A 3172-nucleotide genomic window follows, 5' to 3' on the forward strand; every position below is an offset into this window, starting at 1 on the left:
ATTTACAATCTTTAATATATTTAGCACATAATTATTATGATAAAAATGAATACTTAAATGCTTTAAAATATTATTCAAAAGCATTAAAACTATCACCATCAAATCAAATTTCGTTGTTTAATAGGGCAATGTTATTAAATAAACTAAAAAGAACAGCAGAAGAAAAACAAGCATGGCTTATATATTTAGATTATTATCCTGCCCAAATTCTCTCAAAAGATGCTGTAAGATACTTAAATAATTTGGGAAATTTTGATTATAAAATTCATATAATTCAAAATAATTCACTTATATTAAAAGATATTTCTTTTAATCCTTTTAGTTTAGAAATAAAAAATGAATCAAAAGATTCCTTAGATTTATTAGCAAAATTATTAAGTAAAAATCAAAAACTTAAAATACATATAGTTTCTTATCAAAAAAACAATAAGAAATTGGCAAAACAAAAAGCTCAAACTATTAAAAAATATATTTTAAACAAATATTCAAATATTGACTCTTCAAGATTACTGTTAAGTTGGTTTAATAAGTCAAAAAAAGTTAAAACTACAAATAAAAGATATATTTTAGATGAATCAATTGATTTTATAACAGTTATAAATTGACAAAGGAGATTATTATGAAAAAGTTAATTATTACAACAGTTCTAGGTTTATCTGTATTTTTTGTAAGTTTTGTATTTTCTGATGATGAGGTTTCTACTTTTGATAATACAGCACAAGTTCAAAAAGCTGAAAACTTAGCAGATGCATCATTTCAAAAAGCACAAGAAGAAGCAATAAGTACGCAAAATGATATAACAGATGCAGAAAATAAACTTACAGAAGCACAAGTAAATTTAGCAAATGTACAAAATGATCCAAATGCAACACAAGATGAAATAAATAATGCCTTAGCATCATTAGAATTATCACAAAATAGATTAGATTCAGCAATTAGTAGATTATCTGATATTTCAAGTGTAAGTGTTAATGAGATAAATGATATGAGAGATTCAGGAATGGGTTGGGGTGAAATTGCTCATAGTATTGGTGTTCATGCAGGAACTTTAGGATTAGGTCATGCAAAAAGTAAAAATACAAATAGAGATAGCAAATCTTTCTCAAATGTAAATAAAAATAGTAATTCCAGCAAAAATTCAAAAAACTCATTAGGACTAAGTGGAAAGAATCAAAATTCAAATAGTTCATCTGCTAATAATAGTTCTGGTAAAAGTAATTCAAGCAAAGGAAATTCTTCTGGTCATGGTAACTCTTCAGGAAAAGGTGGAGGTAAAAAATAAATTTAAAGACATCTATAAAAATAGATTATAGATGTCTTATATACTTTGTTTAGATTCTTTTGAAGTACTGTTTATGGATTATAGTAATAAATAGCTATATCGATTTTAACTGTCGCAATTTCTTTTTAAACAAGTATAAAAGACCAAATGAAGAAACGATAACTAGTATAGATGTTATATAAAACTTGAATCCAATATCACCATTACCTGATTTAAGGGCTTCTATTAGATTTTGTGCAGCACTGCCTAACCATACAAAAAGTACAGTTCTAGGCAGCATACCTAAAGTACCTGCTGTGATAAACTCTTTTACTTTAACTCCAAATGCAGGTAAAAGAAGATTCATCAATCCAAAAGGTAAAATGGGTGATATTCTACATAATATCACAAACCAAAATGGATTTGACTCAACTGTATTTTTCAAAAGTTCTTTATTATCTATATCTACCATAGATTTAAGTAGCCTTCCTTTGTCTAAGTACCGACCAAACATATATCCTAACAATGAAGCTAAGAGATATCCAGGCACAACATAAACTAAAGAACTAAGACCAAACAAAAATCCACTAAGTGATGCAATAAAAGTTGTAGGAGTCAAAAGGATGGCCATTGTAAATGCTGTTCCTATAAAAAATAGGGCAGAGTGACCTTTTATCCACTCCGTTATCTCTGGATAGGAAAAGATGATATACAAACTCAAAAGGCTTCCTAAAATAGGCAATAAAATAGCAATAACCGAAACAAGAAACGAATGACGATTTGCACGTAAGAATTTAATGGTTTTTTTCATAATGATACTTTTTTACTATCTACGACAGATTTTTTTAAGAGAAATTATACTGAATCAATCTTTAGAAAAAACCTCATAAAATATATAATCATATAAGTATATTTTAGATTCAAGTTTAGCTTCTATAGTATGAAATATTTTATTTTAATTCAATTTCAATAGCCGATAATCCAGAAAGAATGATTGAAGTCTATGCATAATCAGTATATAGTTTAATTTTTAAACATGTCCAGAACTTACAGTTTGTGGGATTTTAGTTTTAAATCAAAGGATTTGATCTATTATGAAACTATTTCTTCTCCCTTTTATGTGTAAAACATAGGAAATATATAGTTTTTTAATTTCAGAACTTCCTCTAAAATTGTTGCTTAAATCTTTTTTATTCCTTTTAAATCAAAGGTTTGATATTATTTTATATTAGAGGATTAGTGTAAGACAGCTTATAGTAGTTACCGTTTTAACTATTATTTTCAGGGATTTAACTTACAGTTTACAATAAGAATTGATTTGTAAAATGTTTAAAAATTTTTTTTATTAATTTTTTACTAATAATACTATTATAGGTAAAAAAACAATAAGTAAGAGCCCAAAACTTAAGAGGTTTCCTTTGAAAATATTAAAATCCTCAAGAGTTTTCTCCCATGAGAGTCTGAATAAAACTTTTCCTACAAAAATATCATAAGCTAGCATCAAACTCATCCAAGTAAAGCCTATGGAAAAAGCATCCATCATACTTTTAGGTTCAATCCAAGGTACTAAAATAAGATTTAATATCAAAACTATACTACCTCCTAGTAAAAAAGAGAGTAATTTTGCTTTTTTTATTCCTAGCTTTTTAGATAAAACCTTTACTCTAAAAATTCCATTGAATGTTTCAGCTAAAGCGATAAGAAAAAAACCTAAAACTATTTTGATTAGCATAAATTTGTTTGTGCCTTTGTCTCGTATCTTTTAAGTAAATAATAACCTATAAAATATAAGCTTATAAAAAATCCTAAAAATACAATATTGAGTATGAAATCCACAAATTCAAGTGTATAGTTATGAAGTATATTGGCTATGATCATAGGTATAATTGTAAGTAGAAGTATATCTTTTCT

General features: G+C 26.4%; 4 protein-coding genes. 2 read left to right on the plus strand and 2 right to left on the minus strand.

All coding sequences use genetic code 11. The features are described 5' to 3' along the window. Window positions 1–605: tol-pal system YbgF family protein (locus ACERKK_RS12425; RefSeq protein ID WP_373773394.1), on the plus strand; the 605-nt coding region annotated here is incomplete at its 5' end. A gap of 14 nt (window positions 606–619) precedes the next feature. After that, a complete protein-coding gene (locus tag ACERKK_RS12430; RefSeq protein ID WP_373773395.1) occupies window positions 620–1282 on the plus strand; it encodes a hypothetical protein in 663 nt (220 codons plus the stop codon). Window positions 1283–1376: 94 nt separating this feature from the next. Here the strand turns inward: ACERKK_RS12430 and ACERKK_RS12435 are convergent, their stop codons facing one another. Beyond that, complete coding sequence (locus tag ACERKK_RS12435) at window positions 1377–1982, minus strand: TVP38/TMEM64 family protein (protein WP_373773396.1); 606 nt, start codon at window positions 1980–1982, stop codon at window positions 1377–1379. A 624-nt stretch (window positions 1983–2606) separates the two neighbouring features. Further along, the gene (locus tag ACERKK_RS12440; RefSeq protein ID WP_373773397.1) at window positions 2607–2993 is read right to left on the minus strand and encodes a hypothetical protein; all 387 of its coding nucleotides are present in this window, start codon (window positions 2991–2993) and stop codon (window positions 2607–2609) included. Between the last annotated feature and the right edge of the window lie 179 nt (window positions 2994–3172).

The organism is Poseidonibacter sp. (assembly GCF_041821165.1).
GTDB lineage: Bacteria > Campylobacterota > Campylobacteria > Campylobacterales > Arcobacteraceae > Poseidonibacter.

Coding starts and splice junctions, on each gene's coding strand:
- ACERKK_RS12430 (WP_373773395.1), top strand. CDS start 620: ATGAAAAAGTTAATTATTACAACAGTTCTAGGTTTATCTGTATTTTTT.
- ACERKK_RS12440 (WP_373773397.1), bottom strand. CDS start 2,993: ATGCTAATCAAAATAGTTTTAGGTTTTTTTCTTATCGCTTTAGCTGAA.